The organism is Micromonospora sp. NBS 11-29 (assembly GCF_002140155.1).
Classification (GTDB): Bacteria; Actinomycetota; Actinomycetes; order Mycobacteriales; family Micromonosporaceae; genus Micromonospora.
The window spans coordinates 36,307-51,569 of sequence record NZ_NAPR01000006.1 but is presented as its reverse complement, the minus strand read 5'-3'; the positions used below and the strand labels follow the sequence as shown (position 1 = coordinate 51,569).

The 15,263-nt window shown below is 73.5% G+C and carries 13 protein-coding genes, 1 tRNA gene and 2 pseudogenes; 8 read left to right on the top strand and 8 right to left on the bottom strand.

Annotated elements, in window-relative coordinates; translation table 11 throughout:
- Positions 1 to 294: 294 nt before the first annotated feature.
- The 5 genes and pseudogenes from erm to B1205_RS07875 form a co-directional block, all read left to right on the top strand.
- Positions 295 to 1,086: pseudogene (erm, locus tag B1205_RS07895) on the top strand (ErmE/ErmH/ErmO/ErmR family 23S rRNA (adenine(2058)-N(6))-methyltransferase); the annotation flags it as partial.
- Between the two features lie 100 nt (positions 1,087 to 1,186).
- Positions 1,187 to 1,816 carry an ECF RNA polymerase sigma factor SigK gene (sigK, locus tag B1205_RS07890; protein ID WP_089155023.1) on the top strand — a complete coding sequence of 210 codons (630 nt, stop codon included), beginning with the start codon at positions 1,187 to 1,189 and terminating at the stop codon, positions 1,814 to 1,816.
- The gene (locus B1205_RS07885) at positions 1,813 to 2,550 is read left to right on the top strand and encodes an anti-sigma factor (RefSeq protein ID WP_089155022.1); all 738 of its coding nucleotides are present in this window, start codon (positions 1,813 to 1,815) and stop codon (positions 2,548 to 2,550) included. Before sigK ends, B1205_RS07885 begins: the two co-directional genes overlap by 4 nt.
- Before the next feature lie 87 nt (positions 2,551 to 2,637).
- Entirely contained in the window at positions 2,638 to 3,270 is a 633-nt protein-coding gene (locus B1205_RS07880) for a fasciclin domain-containing protein (RefSeq protein WP_089155021.1), read from the top strand.
- A gap of 16 nt (positions 3,271 to 3,286) precedes the next feature.
- The gene (locus B1205_RS07875; RefSeq protein WP_217809765.1) at positions 3,287 to 4,930 is read left to right on the top strand and encodes a molybdopterin-dependent oxidoreductase; all 1,644 of its coding nucleotides are present in this window, start codon (positions 3,287 to 3,289) and stop codon (positions 4,928 to 4,930) included.
- A gap of 42 nt (positions 4,931 to 4,972) precedes the next feature.
- Here B1205_RS07875 and B1205_RS07870 read toward each other — a convergent pair whose 3' ends face one another.
- A complete protein-coding gene (locus B1205_RS07870) occupies positions 4,973 to 5,167 on the bottom strand; it encodes a DUF2795 domain-containing protein (RefSeq protein WP_089155020.1) in 195 nt (64 codons plus the stop codon).
- An 80-nt stretch (positions 5,168 to 5,247) separates the two neighbouring features.
- Between B1205_RS07870 and B1205_RS07865 the strand changes: the two genes are divergently transcribed.
- Complete coding sequence (locus B1205_RS07865) at positions 5,248 to 6,480, top strand: erythromycin esterase family protein (RefSeq protein ID WP_089155019.1); 1,233 nt, start codon at positions 5,248 to 5,250, stop codon at positions 6,478 to 6,480.
- A 62-nt stretch (positions 6,481 to 6,542) separates the two neighbouring features.
- Here B1205_RS07865 and B1205_RS07860 read toward each other — a convergent pair whose 3' ends face one another.
- From B1205_RS07860 to B1205_RS07850, 3 genes are read right to left on the bottom strand one after another with little or no spacing between them, the layout of a single operon-like run.
- Complete coding sequence (locus B1205_RS07860; protein ID WP_089155018.1) at positions 6,543 to 8,726, bottom strand: MMPL family transporter; 2,184 nt, start codon at positions 8,724 to 8,726, stop codon at positions 6,543 to 6,545.
- 35 nt (positions 8,727 to 8,761) lie between these two features.
- Positions 8,762 to 9,307, bottom strand: a complete 546-nt coding sequence (locus B1205_RS07855) for a TetR/AcrR family transcriptional regulator (RefSeq protein ID WP_089155366.1) — start codon at positions 9,305 to 9,307, stop codon at positions 8,762 to 8,764.
- A gap of 45 nt (positions 9,308 to 9,352) precedes the next feature.
- Positions 9,353 to 9,763 (bottom strand): winged helix-turn-helix transcriptional regulator, encoded by a 411-nt coding sequence (locus tag B1205_RS07850; protein WP_089155017.1) that lies wholly within the window; start codon positions 9,761 to 9,763, stop codon positions 9,353 to 9,355.
- A gap of 215 nt (positions 9,764 to 9,978) precedes the next feature.
- Between B1205_RS07850 and ligD the strand changes: the two genes are divergently transcribed.
- Complete coding sequence (ligD, locus tag B1205_RS07845) at positions 9,979 to 10,938, top strand: non-homologous end-joining DNA ligase (RefSeq protein ID WP_089155016.1); 960 nt, start codon at positions 9,979 to 9,981, stop codon at positions 10,936 to 10,938.
- Between the two features lie 46 nt (positions 10,939 to 10,984).
- On the opposite strand, the gene B1205_RS07840 is transcribed toward ligD, so the two are convergent.
- The 4 genes and pseudogenes from B1205_RS07840 to B1205_RS07825 all read right to left on the bottom strand — a co-directional run bounded on the left by B1205_RS07840 (position 10,985) and on the right by B1205_RS07825 (position 13,493).
- Positions 10,985 to 11,059, bottom strand: a tRNA-Arg gene (locus B1205_RS07840).
- A gap of 76 nt (positions 11,060 to 11,135) precedes the next feature.
- The gene (locus B1205_RS07835; RefSeq protein ID WP_089155015.1) at positions 11,136 to 11,831 is read right to left on the bottom strand and encodes a winged helix-turn-helix domain-containing protein; all 696 of its coding nucleotides are present in this window, start codon (positions 11,829 to 11,831) and stop codon (positions 11,136 to 11,138) included.
- Positions 11,832 to 12,014: 183 nt separating this feature from the next.
- Positions 12,015 to 12,637: pseudogene (locus B1205_RS07830) on the bottom strand (DUF305 domain-containing protein).
- A 7-nt stretch (positions 12,638 to 12,644) separates the two neighbouring features.
- Positions 12,645 to 13,493, bottom strand: a complete 849-nt coding sequence (locus B1205_RS07825) for a DUF3105 domain-containing protein (protein ID WP_089155014.1) — start codon at positions 13,491 to 13,493, stop codon at positions 12,645 to 12,647.
- Positions 13,494 to 13,592: 99 nt separating this feature from the next.
- On the opposite strand from B1205_RS07825, the gene argS reads away from it, so the two are divergent.
- Complete coding sequence (argS, locus tag B1205_RS07815) at positions 13,593 to 15,257, top strand: arginine--tRNA ligase (protein ID WP_089155013.1); 1,665 nt, start codon at positions 13,593 to 13,595, stop codon at positions 15,255 to 15,257.
- The last annotated feature ends 6 nt before the right edge of the window (positions 15,258 to 15,263 follow it).

The window sequence follows — 15,263 nt, the reverse complement described above, 5'->3', positions numbered from 1 at the left end:
CTGTGCTGCCGATGCCGTTTCACCGAAGTGGCGGCATCCGGCAGTCGCGGACCACGCCACTTCGCCGAGGTGGCGCGCGGTCCGCCGGATGCGCGTTCCGACCGAACTCCAGGGTCGTCCGAGTCCCGATCCGCTCGGACCGCCCGCCCATCGATCCATGCTGGCCCGTCGAGCCCGTCGAGCCCGTCGAGCCGGCGGCGCCCCGCCGGGGGCCTCGCCACGGCCGGCGCCAGCGTGGAACACCCGCGCAGCGGTCCGTACCCGTCGCCGTCCGGCGACAGACAGGACGAACCCGTGGCGCCCCGCCGACTTCGACCCACCGCACGCGACCGGTCCCGTCGCGTACTGTCCCAGAATTTCCTCACCGACCCGGCCGCCGTCGCCCGGATGGTCGCTGCCACTCAACCCGGGCCGGACGACCTGATCCTGGAGGTGGGCGCCGGGCGCGGTCAGCTGACCCGGCCGCTCGCCGCGCGGTGCGGCCGGCTGGTCGCGTACGAGGTCGACCCGGCGGTGCTGCCGGAGCTGACCGCCGTCTGCGCGGCGCTGCCGGCCGTCGAGGTGCGGGCGGCCGACTTCCTGACCGCGACTCCGCCCGGCGAGCCGTTCTCAGTGGCCGGCAACATCCCCTGGTCGCTGACGTCGGCGGTGGTCCGGTGGTGCCTGGCCGCGCCCGGACTGCGTGCGGCGACGCTGCTCACCCAGCTCGACTACGCCCGCAAGCGTACCGGCGACCACGGCCGGTGGAGCCGGCTGACGGTGCTCACCTGGCCGGAACACCACTGGCGGCTGGCCGGCCGGGTGCCCCGGAGCGCGTTCCGGCCGGTGCCGGCCGTGGACGGGGGCATCCTGCGCGTGGAGCGCCGGAGCGCGCCGCTGCTGGCGGCGGCCGTGCTGCCGGCGTACCGGAGGATGGTGGAGCTGGGCTTCGGCGGCGTCGGCGGCTCGCTCGCGGCCTCGCTGCGCACGGCCCATCCGGGCCGGCGGGTCGACGGCGCGTTGCGAGCCGCCCGGATCGCGCCGGACACCCCGGTCGGGCTGGTCTGGCCCGAGCAGTGGCTGGTGCTGTTCCGGCTGCTGCACGCGGGGGATCCCGGACGGGCCGGAAAGTCGCGGCCATCCGGGCCGGCGCCGGCTCCGAACGCCTACCGTGCGGGCAGAGGAAGCGGGCGGAAGGCGGGACCGGATGACCCACGGCGACAGCGCCGGTGACGTGCCGGGGCGGTCGAGGTTGTACGCCGTGCCCTCGACCGCCCCGGACCAGCGTGCGGAGACCGACGACCTGCTGCGGGCGGTGGCGCGCGGCGACGAGGCGGCGTTCGAGCGGCTCTACGGCCTCGTCTCGCCGCGCGTCTACGGGCTGGTACGGCGGGTCCTGCGCGACCCGGCCCAGGCCGAGGAGGTCGCCCAGGAGGTGCTGGTCGAGGTGTGGCGCACCGCCGCCCGGTTCGACCCCGCGAAGGGCTCGGCCACCGCCTGGGTCTTCACCATCGCCCATCGCCGTGCGGTGGACCGGGTCCGGTCGGAGCAGGCCGGCGCCGAACGCACCCGCCGGGTCGCCGCCGGATCGGCCGAGACGCCGTACGACGAGGTGGCCGAGGAGGCGGCGGTCCGGCTGGAACGGCAGCAGGTGCGCCACTGCCTGGACGCGCTGACCGAGGTGCAGCGCGAAGCGATCACGCTGGCCTACTACGGCGGGCACAGCTACCGCGAGGTGGCCGGCCTGCTGGACACCGCGCTGCCGACCGTCAAGAGCCGCATGCGGGACGGCTTGCTCCGTCTGCGTGACTGCCTGGGAGTGGAGTTGAGCCGATGACCGACATCCACGCGCTCGCCGGGGCGTACGTGCTCGACGCGGTGGACGACGTCGAGCGGGCCGCGTTCGCCCGGCACCTGGACGGCTGCGAGACCTGCGCCCTGGAGTTGGCCGAGCTGCGCGAGACGACCGCCCGGCTGGCCGACTCGACCTGGTCCGTGCCCCCGCCCGCGTTGCGGGAGGCGGTACTGGCCGAGATCGCGCGTACCCCGCAGGAACGACCGGGTCGGGCGGCCCGGTCCGGGCCGGGCCACGTCGGGGTCGGGCGGCGCCGGCTGGCGGTCGCGGCCGCCGCCGTGCTGCTGGCCGGCGGGGCGGGTGCGGCCACCTGGGTGACCCAGGAGCAGCGGGTACGCGATGCGCGCACCGAGGCCGGCGCGGCCCGGGAGGAGGCGGGCCGGATCCGGGCGGTGCTGGCCGCCCCGGACTCGGTGGTGCGCACCGGCGCCGTGACGGCCGGCGGCCGGGTCACCGTGGTGGCGTCGGCGAGCCGGGACGAGGGGGTGGCCGTGGTGGACGGGCTGGCCGCGCCCGCGCCGGGCCGGGCCTACCAGCTCTGGCTGATCGAGGGCGCCACGGCCACCTCGGCGGGGCTGCTGCCGGCCGGTCAGGGCGGCGGCACGAAGCTGCTCTCGGGCGTCCGCGGCAAGGGGCTGTTCGGTGTGACCGAGGAGCCGGCCGGCGGCTCGGCGCGACCGACCATGACGCCGCTGGTGGCGCTCGCGCTCACCTGATCTTTTTCGACGGCCGGCCCATCCGGACGGCGGTGAGCACCGAATCCCCTTCAGACCGACAGTTCGCTACTTGAAGGGATTCATCCGATGCGCCCCATGAAGCTCACCGCCGTCGCCCTCGCCGCCACGCTCAGCCTCGGGCTCGCCGCCTGCGGCGGTGACGACGACGGCGACGCCGCCGCGCCGGCCAGCAGCGCCCCGATGAGTTCCGGGCCGGCCAGCAGCGCCCCCGCGATGGCCGACGGCGAGTTCGGTTCCGGCTGCGCCTCGGTGCCGACCGACGCGTCGAACCCCGGCAGCTTCGCCGCCATGGCGAAGGTGCCGGTGGCCACCGCCGCGTCCGGCAACCCGCTGCTGAGCACGCTTGTCACCGGCGTCAAGCAGGCCGGGCTCGTCGACTCGCTGAACAGCGCCCAGGGGCTCACCGTCTTCGCGCCCAGCAACGACGCGTTCGGCAAGGTGCCCAAGGCCGACCTGGACAAGATCCTCGCCGACAAGAAGGTGCTGACCGACGTGCTGACCTACCACGTGGTGGAGGGCCGGCTCGGTCCGGACCAGCTCGCCGGCGCACACAAGACGCTCCAGGGCGGCGAGGTGACGGTCGCCGGCAGCGGCACCGAATTCACCGTCAACGGCAACTCCATGGTCGTCTGCGGCAACGTGCAGACCGCCAACGCGACCGTCTACATCGTCGACTCGGTCCTGACGCCGAAGTCCTGACGCCTCGACCCGGTCGGTGAAGGGAGGAACCGATGACCNGGCGGCCGCCGGGACGGGCCTGCTCGCGGCGGCCGCCGGGGTGGCGGTCGCCCAGCTGCTCGCCACCGTCGTCCGCCCGCAGGCGGCACCGCTGGTCGCGGTCGGCGGCACCGTCGTGGACGGCGCGCCCACCCCGGTCAAGGAATGGGCGGTGCGCACGTTCGGCACGTACGACAAGCCGTTGCTGCTGGGCGGCATCACGCTGGCGCTGGTGCTGCTGGCCGCGCTGACCGGGGCCGCCGCCCGCCGCCGCCCGGCGTTGGGCCTGCTCGGCCCGGCGGTGCTCGGGGCCGCCGGCGTCGCCGCCGCGCTGACCCGCCCCGACGCCCGCCCGGCCGACGCCCTGCCGTCCCTGGCCGGTGCCGCCGTGGCCGCCGCCCTTCTGCGCTGGCTGCCCCTGCCCGGCCTGCCGGCCGCCCCGAACCCTCCGGATGCCGCCCCCGACCCGGTGGGGGTGGGCCGGGCGGCATCCGGGGCCGGCGCGGCAGGTGCCGCTGATCCGGGCGGTCCCGCTGGCTCGGGCGGTGGGGCCGACCCAGGGCCGGCGGACGGGACGACACGGCGGGCGGTGGTACGCAACGCGGCGCTGGTGGCCGCCGGCACGGCGCTGGCCGGGGCCGGCGCGGTGGCGCTGCGCCGGCTCGACCTGGCCGACGCGGCCCGGTCCCGGGAGGCCGTCCGGCTACCCGCACCGGCCTCGCCGGCCCGGCCGACGCCGGCCGGGCTGGCGCCCGGATTCCGCACCCCGACCGCGGACTTCTACCGGGTCGACACCGCGCTCACCGTGCCCCGGCTCGACGTGGACGCCTGGCGGCTGCGACTGCACGGGATGGTCGCGCGGCCGGTCGAGCTGAGCTTCGCCGACCTGCTCGACCGCGGGCTGATCGAGCGGGACGTCACGCTGAGCTGCGTGTCCAGCGAGGTCGGCGGCCCGTACGTGGGGACCGCCCGGTGGCTGGGTGCACCGCTCGCCCCGCTGCTGCGCGACGCCGGCATCCGGGCCGGCGCCGACCAGTTGGTGGCCCGATCCGACGAGGGCATGACCATCGGCACACCGATCGCCACGCTCCTCGACGGACGGGACGCCATGCTCGCGGTCGGCATGAACGGCGCGCCGCTGCCGTTCACGCACGGCTTTCCGGTCCGGATGCTCACCCCCGGCCTGTACGGGTACGCGGGTGCGTGCAAGTGGGTCACCGAGCTTGAGGTGACCACGTTCGACGCCTTCGACGCGTACTGGGTGCGGCGGGGCTGGGCGCGGGAGGCGCCGGTGAAGACCGCGTCCCGGATCGACCGCCCCGCTCCGTTCGCCCGGCTCCCCGCCGGACAGGTCACCGTGGCCGGGGTTGCCTGGGCGCAGCACCGGGGCATCTCGGCGGTGGAGGTCGCGGTGGACGGTGGCCCGTGGCGGGCCGCCGAGCTGCTGCCCACCGCCTCCACCGACACCTGGGTCCAGTGGCGGTACGCCTGGGCCGCCACGCCCGGCCCGCACAGCCTGCGGGTACGCGCCACGGACGGCACCGGCGCGGTGCAACCCGAGGAGCGCCGCCCCCCGTTCCCCGACGGCGCCACCGGTCACCACACCATCACCGCCACGGTGAAAGGAAGGGGACCCTCTTAACGCCTCCGGTAGAGGAGGGGGCCCCGCTTAACACCTGGCTGCTCAACCGCTCAGGGTGATCAGGGCCTCGCTCAGCTCGGCCGGGGTGTCGAACTCCTCGGCCGGCAACGTGCGGAGCGCCTGGAGCGTCTCGGTGCTGACACCGTTCTCCTGGCCCCAGCGGACCAGGTCCTCCCGGGAGACCGGGTAGTCGAGGCCGGCCAGGAACTCCTGCAACTGCGCGCCGGTGACGGTCATGTCGCGCGCCTACCCGCTGCGCCCCCGAGCATGCCGCACGGCTGCGGTTTGCCCCGACGGGTCCCCGGGTAGCCGCGCACATGCTGGTACAGCGGCTCGGCGCGCCGAGCGACTTCGACCCGCTGCTGGAACGCGTCCGGGACGCCTGCATCGTGATGATCGGTGAGGCGACGCACGGCAGCTACGACTACTACCGGCTGCGGGAGCAGTTGACCCGGCGGCTCATCGCCGAGCATGGCTTCGACTTCGTGGCGGTGGAGGGGGACTGGCCGGACTGCGACCGGGTGCACCGGTCGGTGGTGGGTGCACCGGGCGGGCTGGCCGACCCGCTCGTCGCGCTGGAGCGGTTCGAACGCTGGCCGACCTGGATGTGGGCCAACGCCGAGGTGGCCCGCTTCTGCCGCTGGCTGCGGGCCTGGAACCTGGAGCGCCCGGAGGGGGAGCGCGCCGGCTTCCACGGCCTGGACGTCTACTCCCTCTGGGAGTCGATGCAGGCCATCTTCGACTACCTGGGCGAGGAGGACCCGGGCGCGCTGGAGGCGGCCCAGGAGGCCTACCGCTGCTTCGAACCGTATGGCAAGCAGGTCGAGGAGTACGGGATGGCCAGCCGGTTCGTCTCCGCCCGGTGCGAGGAGGAGGTCGTGCGGCTGCTGGCGCGTACCCGGGAACAGGCCGCCGCGGACGGCCCGGACCGCTTCTCGGCCTGGCAGAACGCGGAGGTGGTGGCCGGCGCGGAGCGGTACTACCGGGCCATGGTCGGCGGCGGCCCGGAATCGTGGAACGTGCGCGACATCCACATGGCCGACACGCTGGACCGGCTGCTGGACCGCTACGGGCCGGACGCGCGGGGCGTCGTGTGGGCGCACAACACGCACGTCGGCGACGCCCGGGCCACCGAGATGACGGCGGACGGCATGGTCAACATCGGGCAGCTCGGCCGGGAGCGGCACGGGCGGGACGCGGTGGCGTTGATCGGCTTCGGCAGCCATCGGGGCACCGTGATCGCCGCCCCGCGCTGGGGCTCGCCGGCGGAGACGATGGTGGTGCCGCCGGCGCGGGACGGGTCGGTGGAGCACCGGATGCACGAACTGCTGCCGGAGCGGGCGGTGCTGGTCTTCGGCGGCCCGGACCAACCGGACTGGGTGACCGACGAAGTGGACCACCGGGCCATCGGGGTGGTGTACGACCCGAGTTTCGAGTCCTGGGGCAACTACGTGCCGACCCGGCTGGCCGAGCGGTACGACGCGTTCGTCTGGTGCGACGAGACGACCGCGCTGCATCCCCTGCCAGTGCTGGCGGCGCCNGGCGTGTGAGCCGGCGGGTGTTAAGCGGGGCCCCCGCCTATGCAGAAGGCGTTAAGCGGGGGCCCCGCCTTTCACTTCACCTGGGCGGGGTCGCGGGTGGCCAGGTGGGCGCGGAGGCCCTCGCCCTCCACGTCGACGTTGGGCAGGAGCTTGTTCAGCCAGCGGGGCAGCCACCAGGCGGCGTTGTTCAGCAGCGACATCACCGCCGGAACGATGGTCATCCGCACCACGAACGCGTCGATGGCGACGCCGATGGCGAGCGCGAAGCCCATCGACTTGATGATCGGGTCGTCCAGGAAGACGAAGCCACCGAACACCGAGATCATGATCAGCGCCGCGGCGGTGACCACCCGGGCGCCGTGCCCCATCCCGTTGATGGTGGCCTGGCGGGCGGTGTCGCCGTGCACGAAGTCCTCCCGCATCCGGGAGACCAGGAAGACCTCGTAGTCCATGGCCAGGCCGAACAGGATGCCGATGAGCAGGATCGGCAGGAAACTCACCAGCGGGGCCGGGGTGTCCACCCCGAGCAGGCCGGCCAGATGGCCCTGCTGGAACACCGCGACCGTGATGCCGAACGTGGCCGCCACGGTGAGCAGGAAGCCGAGCGCCGCCTTCACCGGCACCAGGATCGACCGGAACACCAGCATCAGCAGCAGCACCGACAGGCCCACCACCAGCAGCAGGTAGACCGGCAGGGCGTCGGAGAGCTTCTCCGACACGTCGATGCCGATGGCGGTGGCGCCGGTGAGCATCACCTCCGCGTTCTGGATGCCGCTCACCTGCCGGCGGATGTCGTGCACGACCGTCTCGGTCGCCTCGTCGGTCGGCCCGGTCTTCGGGATCACGCCGAGCAGCGCGGTCCGCCCGGACGGGTCGAGCTGCGGCGGTGCCACCGCCAGCACGCCGTCGGTCTTCTGGATCAGCGAGGCGACCTGCGGCACGGCGGCCTGGGTGTCCTGCGGGGAGTCGGCGGTGACCACGACCGCGAGCCGGCCGGTGAAGCCGGGGCCGAAGCCCTCCCGGATCACCTCGTTGCTGACCCGGGCCGGGCTGCCCTCGGCGGCGGTGGAGGCGTCCGGCAGCGCGAGGCGCATGTCCTGGGCCGGGATCGCCAGCAGGCCGAGGCCGAGCAGCCCGATCAGGATCACCGGGATGCGGAAGCGGGTCACCCAGTGCGCCCAGCGGAACCCGAAGCCGGAGCGGTCCTCCGAGCCGGTGCCCGGGTCCGCGACGGCCTCCCGGTTGCGCAGCTTGCGCGGCAGCACCCGGCGGCCGGCGAAGCCGAGCAGCGCCGGGGCCAGGGTGATCGCCACCAGCACGGCCACGGTGACGGTGCCGGCGGCGGCCAGGCCCATCACGGTGAGGAACGGGATGCCCACCACGGCCAGGCCGGCGAGCGCCACCACCACGGTCGCGCCGGCGAACACCACGGCCGAGCCGGCCGTGCCGACCGCCCGGCCGACCGCCTCCTCGGGGGAGAGCCCGTCGAGCAGGTTCTGCCGGTGCCGGGAGGTGATGAAGAGCGAGTAGTCGATGCCGACCGCGAGGCCGAGCATCAGCGCCAGGATCGGGGCGGTGCTGGTCAGCTCGATCGCGCCGCTGAGCGCGAACAGGCCAGCCATGCCGACGCCCACGCCGATCAGCGCGTTCAGCATCGTCATCCCGGCCGCCACCAGCGAGCCGAACGTGAGGACCAGGACGATCGCCGCGACCAGGACGCCGATCGCCTCGGTCGAACCGACCTCCGGCTCGGAGTTGAGCGCCTCACCGCCGGGGGCGATCTGCCAGCCCTGCGCCTCGGCCTGCGCGCCCACCTTCTCGTACGCGTCGCGCTGCTCGGTGGTGACGTCGTCCGCGCGACCGGCGAACTGTACCTGGATCAGCGCGTACCGGCCGTCCGGGGAGAGCGCCTGCGACTGGTAGGGGTCGATCGCGCCGACCACGCCGGGCAGCGTGGCCGCCTCCTGGGTGACCTGCTTGACCACCGCCTGACCGGCCGGTGTGGTGAGCGCGCCGTCCTGCGGTGCCTTCACGGCGATGGTGCCGGTCGCGCCGCTGGCCGCCGGGAACCGGTCGGCGAGCAGGTCGAGCGCCTTCTGCGACTCGGTGCCCGGCATGGTGAAGTTGCTCGCCGTCGGGCCCCGCAGCGTGGCCGCGGCCAGCCCGAGACCGACGAGTACGACGAGCCAGACGACGGCGACGAGTCGCCGCCGGCGCAGGGATGCCCGGCCGAGCCGGTACAGCAGGGTCGCCATGGACCTTCCTTCGTCCTGGTGGGTCGACAGTGGGATCAGGTGGTGGGTTCGAGCGCGCGGTGCGCGACGGCGAGCAGCGCGGGTCGCAGCTCCTCGTCGGGGATGTCGAGGAACTCGCCGCAGGTCTCGGCGATGCCGGCGAGGACGACGAGCGCGGCGACGCGGGCCGCCGGCCGGTCGGAGAAACCGGCGAACGCGGCGATCAGCCGCTCGGAGATCTGTTGGATGTGCGCGAACGCCGGCTGCTGGAGCAGGTCGGGGAACTCCCCCCGGAGCAGTGCGATCTCCCGGCGGAAGCGGACGGCCAGGTCGACGAAGCCTTCGGCGGCGATCCGCTGGGCCGCCGCGCCGGTGTGGTCGGCGAGCCGGGCGTCGAGTTCCTCCAGCACCGTGATGGCCGGGGCCATCAGTTCGCAGAGCAGCGCGTCCTTGCTGGCGAAGTGGTAGAGCACGGTGGCCTTGGAGCAGCCCACCTCGCGGGCGATGTCCTGCAACGAGGTGCCCTTGTAGCCGGTGACGGCGAACCGACGCGCCGCCGCGTCGAGCAGCTCGTCGTGGGTGGCCGGGGTAGCGCGTGCCATGCCCTCCAGCATGCCTGACCGATCGGTCAGCACCTGACCGATCGGTCAGACTGGCGGCGTGGTCTTCACCACAGCGTGCTCGCGGTCGTACGCGACCCGGGCCGCGCTGATCGCCTCCCGGTGCCGTTCCGCCCATCGGTGGATCGCGACCAGCGACTCGTACAGCTCGCGGGCCATCGGGGTGGCGGTGTATTCCACCCTCGGCGGCACCGTGGGATGGACGCGCCGGACCAGCAGCCCGTCCCGTTCCAGATTGCGCAGGGTCAGCGTGAGCATCCGCCGGCTGATCCCCTCCACCCGCCGCTCCAGCTCGGTGAAGCGGACCGGACCGGTCGAGGCGGCGATCAGGATGCCGATGCTCCACTTGCCGCCCACCCGGTCCAGCGCCTCCCGGACCGTGCAGGCCCGGGCCGGGTCGACTGGGTCGGACTCGCACCGGTTGTCCTGGGCTGGCACCCCAGCCTCCCTTCCCCTGGAACCCGCCGGTGGGCCCCGGGTGACCATCATGCGTCACGGGTGGCAGCCGACCGCCGGGCGTGCGCGGCAGCCGCGTGTCGGGTCCGGGGAAGACCCGAGGCTCTTCCGCCTACGAACTTGATGGCATGGATGGATCAGCCGGCGTGCGGCCTGTCGGGGTTGCCGGGCCGGGCCTGGCCCGGGAAGGTGGGCGAATGAGCGCCGCTGACGAGACCCGCGACGGGGTTCCGCTGACCAACCTGGACCAGCCGCTGTTCGACTCCGCCGGCGCGACCAAGCGCGACCTGGTCGACTACCTCGACGCGGTGCACGGACGGATCCTGCCCGAGCTGCGGGACCGGCCGCTGTCGGTGCTGCGGGTGCGGCCCGGCCAGGAGCCGTTCATGCAGAAGAACCTCCCGAAGTACACGCCGGACTGGGTACGCCGCACCGACGTGTGGGCGGAGGCCTCGCACCGGCGCATCTCGTACGGCCTCTGCGACGACCGCCGGACGCTGCTCTGGTTCGCCAACCAGCGGGCGGTGGAGTACCACCCCACGCTGGGCCGGGCCGGGCAGCCCGAGCACCCGACCCACCTGGTGCTCGACCTGGACCCGCCGGAGGGAGACTCGTTCACGGCGGTGGTGCGGGTCGCGCTGCTGGTCCGGCAGGCGCTCGCCGACGCCGGGTTGGCCGGCGCGGTCAAGACCAGCGGGGCGAAGGGGCTGCACGTGATCGTGCCGGTCGACCCGGCCACCACGGCAGAGGAGGCCGCCGCCGCGACCCGGGCGCTCGCCGCCCGTACCGAACGGCTCGACCCGGCGCTGGCCACCACCGCGTTCATCGTCGCCGACCGCGGCGGCCGCGTCTTCGTCGACTCCACCCGCGCGTACGGGGCGACCGTGGTGGCTGCCTACAGCCCCCGGATCCGGCCCGGCACGCCGGTGTCGTACCCGATCGGTTGGGCCGATCTGGAGTCGGCGACCCCGGCCGACTTCACCGTGCGCAGCGTGCCGGCGCTGCTCGGTGAGCGCGACCCGTGGGCGGAGGCGCTGCCCGCGCCGCAGCGGCTGCCGGCCGAGCTGGTCGAGCAGGGGCGGACCATCCCGGTGGCCCGGGTCCAGGCGATGCACGAGGGCAAACGCCGCGCCAAGGCCCGCCGCGAGGCCGGCTGAGAATGCGAAAGCCCGGGCGTAAGCGGCCCGGGCTTCGACGTATGTCTGGTGCCCCCGGCAGGATTCGAACCTGCGCCCCCGCCTCCGGAGGGCGGTGCTCTATCCCCTGAGCTACGGGGGCTCAGCGACCCGAGAAGAGTAGCAAACCCCGTCTCGGATCACCGAATCGGTATCACCCGCGAGTTGATCTCGTCAGCTCAGGCGGCCAGGACCGCGCGACCGCAGCTCGGCAGCGGGTGCAGCACGATGCGGCGGGGCAGCCGTCGGGGCCACTCGTTGCGCGGCCAGGAGCCGTCCACGATCAGGTGTACGGTGCGCTCCTCGGCGCCGCTGAGCCGCAGGACGAAGTCCCGGGGCAGCGGCGGGTCCACCGAGGGCGTGGTGACCATGAACCGCACCCGTCCCCGGGAGGAGACCGCAGAGACCACGTCGGCGGCCGGCATCGTGCCGCGCAGGCGGACCCGGCCGATCCAGTAGACCTCCGCCGCGTGCTCCTGCGCGGCCCGCGTGATCGCCGGGTACTCGCCGCGTACCCAGCGCTCGACCGCGCTGACGCAGAGCCCGCAGGCCCGCTCGCGCGGCTCGCGCGGCCCCAGACCCCAGGCCCGCAGGTACGCCCCGACGGTGCCGGCGTCCATCCGCAGCGCGAACCGGCGTTCGATGAGGGTGGTCAGGCTCTGCCGTGTCCACAGCTCCTCGTCGAGGCCGAACTCGTCGGGGTGGACGCCCCGGAGTACGTCGATGAGTTCGAGTTCCTGTTCGCGGCTGAGCGTTCCCGGCTCGCCCTGCCGCAGTCCGCGACGGACGGCTGCCACCGTTCCGTCACCGCCGATGGTGTGGCGTCGGCACCAGCTGGTCACCGACCGCCCTGCGTCTCTGAGTGCAACCCCCACGTCCTGCGCAACGAGCCCGAATCCCAACTGGTCACGATATGTAGGCAGAAACCTCTCAGAACAGCGCAATGGTTCAAAACGCCCTAAACCTCACTCGGGCCGGTGGGCGGGTGGCCACATGACGGAGGCCGGCGCCCCGGGCAGGGGTGCCGGCCTCCGGTGCCAGGCAGGGTGTGGGCGCGGTTACGTGGTGCCGCCGAGGCGCTTCAGCGCCGCGTTGAGGTTGGCCAGGTCGTTCTGCTGGGTGTTCTTCATGACCTGGGCGACCGCCAGCACGTCGTCGTCGTGCCCCTGGTCGAGGATGCCGTCGATCATGTGCACGCCGCCGATGTGGTGCCGGATCATCATGTTCAGGAAGAGCAGGTCGAACTCCCGCCCGCTCGCCGTGCGCAGCTTCGCCATCTCCTCCGGCGTCGCCATGCCCGGCATCAGGCCGTTGCGCACCAGCCCGGCGCCGTCCGGCATCCACGCCATCGGGGGCTGCTCACCGGTCGGGTCGAGCTTCCAGGAGCGCAGCCACGTCTGCATGGTGCCGATCTCGCCCTGCTGCCCGGTGGCGATGTCCACGCCGACCTGACGGACCTCCGGGTCCTGGCCCCGCTGGNGAAACCGGCCTCCGCCGAGTTGTCACCCGGGCGGGTGAGCATCGGGGTGAGCAGACCGCCGGCGTACCCGAGCAGGAGCCCGACCACGACGGCGGCGGCCACGGCCAGCAGGCCGTAGCGGCGCACCGGTGGCCGGCCGTCCTCGTCCTCGACGGCCGGGGCGTCGTCGCGTTCGCTGTCGGTGGTCACCGGAGCGGTCATCGCGTCCTCACTGGGTGGGCTGCTCGGGCGCGTTCTGCTGGAGGTTGTCGCGCGGGGTGGTGCCGGTGGCGGTGACGCCCTGGTCGCAGAGCGCGTTCGGGCCCTCGATCGAGGCGTTCACCCGCAGCGTCTTGATGAAGTCGTCGATCCGGCCGTCGTCGGCGTTGTCGACCTTGAGCTGGAAGCCCCACGCCTGGAGCGAGATCGGCTTGTCCAGCCCCTCGTACGGGCTGAGCATCAGCTTCTCCTTGCCCTGCACCTTGCTCTTGAGCTTCTCCACCTGGTCGGCGGGCAGGTCCGGGCGGTAGGTGATCCACACCGTGCCGTGCTCCAGGCTGTGCACCGCGTGCTCGTTGGCGATCGGGGCGTCGTAGACGTCGCCCATGCAGTTCTGCCAAGCCTGGTTGTGCGGGCCGCCGACCGGCGGGAGCACGTCGTACTTGAGCGTGCCCGGCTGGTGGTTGCCGCCCTTGACCAGGTCTTTGTCCTTCTTGCGGTAGTCGACCATGCCGTTGATCGCGTCGGCCCGCTTCTGCCACGGCTGGGCGCCCTGGTAGACCGCCCAGGCGCCGATGCCGATGATGCCGACGGCCAGCACGCCGACCGCGACGAAGAGCGCGATCGGGCCCCACGAGCGGCCCTGGCTCACCTTCACCGGGGTGACCGGCTTGCGGCCCTTGCCCCCGGCACCCGGCCGGGTGCCCTTGCCGCCCCCCGTCTTACCCGTGCCGGTCTTGCCCGCGCCGGCCTTCGCGGCGGGCTTGTCGGCAGCCGCGGGCCGGCCGGCGGCCGGCTTCTTGCCGGTGCTGACCACGGTGGGACGGCGTTCCGGGCCGCCCGGGGTGCTGATGCTCATCGTGCCTCGTCAGGTCGGTCGGTCAGGGGGAGGGCGGGGCCGGTTCACATGCTGGGTCGCCGCCGCGGTGCCCGAGTCTACCCCCGATAACATGGATCAGTGACTCCCGCAGAACTCGCCGAGGTCGTTCTCGCCGCAGCCCACGCCGTCTTCGACGAGCGGGGCCTGGACCCCGCCGCCCTGCCGGCGCAGACCACCGTCGAGCGACCCCGTAATCCCGATCACGGCGACTACGCCTCGACGCTGGCCCTCCAGCTCAGCAAGAAGGTGGGCGTGCCGCCGCGGGAGCTGGCCGCCGCCCTGGCCGACCAGCTGGCCAAGGCGCCGGGGGTCAAGTCGGTGGAGATCGCCGGCCCGGGCTTCCTCAACGTCCGGCTCGACGCGGCCGCCGCCGGCCAGCTCGCCAAGGTCATCGTCGAGGCCGGTCCGGCGTACGGGCACAGCGACACCCTCGCCGGGCAGCGGATCAACCTGGAGTTCGTCTCGGCGAACCCGACCGGCCCGGTGCACATCGGCGGGGTCCGTTGGGCGGCCGTCGGCGACGCGCTCAGCCGTCTGCTGCGCGCCACCGGCGCCGACGTGGGCACGGAATACTACTTCAACGACGCCGGCTCCCAGATCGACCGGTTCGCCCGGTCGCTGCTGGCCGCCGCCACGGGCGAGCCCGCGCCGGAGGACGGCTACGGCGGCGCGTACATCGCGGAGATCGCCGCCGAGGTGGTCAAGCGTCGGCCGGAGGTGCTCGACCTCGACGAGGCCGCCGCCCAGGAGGTGTTCCGGGTCGAGGGCGTGCAGCTCATGTTCGCCGAGATCAGGTCCTCGCTGCGCGACTTCGGGGTGGAGTTCGACACCTACTTCAACGAGAAGGACCTGCACGACCGGGGCGAGCTGGAGGCGGCGCTGACCCGGCTGCGGGAGCAGGGCCACGTCTTCGAGTCCGAGGGCGCGACCTGGCTGCGCACCACCGACTTCGGCGACGACAAGGACCGGGTGCTGCGCAAGTCCAACGGCGAGTGGACCTACTTCGCCGCCGACTGCGCCTACTACCTGGACAAGCGGGAACGCGGCTTCGAGCGGGTCGTGATCATGCTCGGCGCGGACCACCACGGCTACATCGGCCGGATGAAGGCGATGTCCGCCTGCTTCGGCGACGACCCCGACCGCAACCTGGAGATCCTCATCGGGCAGCTGGTCAACCTGGTCCGCGACGGCGCCCCGGTGCGGATGAGCAAGCGGGCCGGCACGGTGGTCACGCTGGAGGACCTGGTCGACGCGATCGGCGTGGACGCCTCCCGGTACGCGTTGGCCCGCTACTCCAGCGACTCGCCGATCGACATCGACGTGGAGCTGTGGACGCGGGCCACCCGCGACAACCCGGTCTACTACGTGCAATATGTCGCCGCCCGTACCGCCAGCGTCGGCCGTAACGCCGCCGAGGTGGGGCTGACCCGGGGCGACGCCGCCGACTTCCGCGCCGAACTGCTCGACCACGAGAAGGAGAACGAGCTGCTCAAGGCGCTGGCCGAGTTCCCCGCCGTGGTGTCCTCGGCGGCCGAGCTGCGCGGGCCGCACCTGGTCGCCCGCTACCTGGAGCGGCTTGCCGGGGCCTACCACCGGTTCTACGACAACTGCCGGATCCTGCCGCGCGGCGACGAGAAGGTCACCGACCTGCACCGGGCCCGGCTCTGGCTCAACGACGCGACCCGGGTGGTCATCGCCAACGGCCTGCACCTGCTCGGTGTCGCCGCTCCGGAGAGGATGTAGTTCGGT

Bases quoted from the DNA above. Each gene is read 5' to 3' on its own strand.
- B1205_RS07870 (WP_089155020.1), bottom strand. From the start codon at position 5,167: ATGACCGTCACCGGCGCGCAGTTGCAGGAGTTCCTGGCCGGCCTCGAC.
- B1205_RS07855 (WP_089155366.1), bottom strand. From the start codon at position 9,307: ATGGCACGCGCTACCCCGGCCACCCACGACGAGCTGCTCGACGCGGCG.
- B1205_RS07825 (WP_089155014.1), bottom strand. From the start codon at position 13,493: ATGAGCATCAGCACCCCGGGCGGCCCGGAACGCCGTCCCACCGTGGTC.
- B1205_RS07860 (WP_089155018.1), bottom strand. From the start codon at position 8,726: ATGGCGACCCTGCTGTACCGGCTCGGCCGGGCATCCCTGCGCCGGCGG.
- sigK (WP_089155023.1), top strand. From the start codon at position 1,187: ATGACCCACGGCGACAGCGCCGGTGACGTGCCGGGGCGGTCGAGGTTG.
- B1205_RS07885 (WP_089155022.1), top strand. From the start codon at position 1,813: ATGACCGACATCCACGCGCTCGCCGGGGCGTACGTGCTCGACGCGGTG.
- B1205_RS07880 (WP_089155021.1), top strand. From the start codon at position 2,638: ATGCGCCCCATGAAGCTCACCGCCGTCGCCCTCGCCGCCACGCTCAGC.
- ligD (WP_089155016.1), top strand. From the start codon at position 9,979: ATGAGCGCCGCTGACGAGACCCGCGACGGGGTTCCGCTGACCAACCTG.